General features: G+C 71.2%; 1 protein-coding gene and 1 pseudogene. One reads left to right on the top strand and one right to left on the bottom strand.

From position 1 onward, the window contains the following. On the bottom strand, positions 1–238 hold a 238-nt coding region (locus ABD323_RS44275; protein WP_344447645.1), incomplete at its 3' end, for a DUF2218 domain-containing protein. Positions 239–379: 141 nt separating this feature from the next. Between ABD323_RS44275 and ABD323_RS44270 the strand changes: the two are divergent. Further along, positions 380–577, top strand: a pseudogene (locus tag ABD323_RS44270) (hypothetical protein); the annotation flags it as partial.

The following is a 577-nucleotide window of genomic DNA, read 5'->3' as shown; positions in this document are numbered from 1 at the left end:
CCAGATGGCGGCCGACCACGTCCTCCAGCTGGGGCAGGTCGTCCTCCTCGCCCTCGACCACCAGCAGCAGCGCGACGGGCTCGCCGGCCAGGGTGGCGGTGCCGGCGCTGAAGACCAGGTCGCCCCGGCCGGTCTCCTCGGACCAGTCGGTCTGCACCTTGCGGCTCATGTGGGCGGCCAGCTGCTTGGCGTAGCGGGCCGGACGGTCGGTGGCGACGCGCGCCTGAGAACGGGACATCTGGTGCCTCTTGATCTCTGCTCGACTTCGTTAATTTAGGTGAGCCTAATAGCATAATGAGCTTGGCTCAAGGTGTTATCTGGGCGACATCTCGACCGGCCCCGATACCCTGGAGCCACCTACTGCCCGGGGAGCCTGCCCATGTCCACGCCGCCCGAGCCTGCCCCACCGTCAGCGCCGCCCGCCGACACCGCCGCGGAACTCGCCGACGCGCTGACCCGGGCGATGAAGCGGATCCGCCGGCAGACCATGGCGCGACTGGAGCCGTACGGGCTCACGCCCGGCCAGGCCCGCGCCCTGCGCACCCTGGCGCACGCCCCCGGCTGCGAGGGCCGGGAG

Origin of the sequence: Kitasatospora nipponensis (assembly GCF_039528135.1) — a bacterium.
Taxonomy (GTDB): Bacteria; Actinomycetota; Actinomycetes; order Streptomycetales; family Streptomycetaceae; genus Kitasatospora; species Kitasatospora nipponensis.
This window is presented reverse-complemented; position numbering and strand designations above follow the sequence as displayed.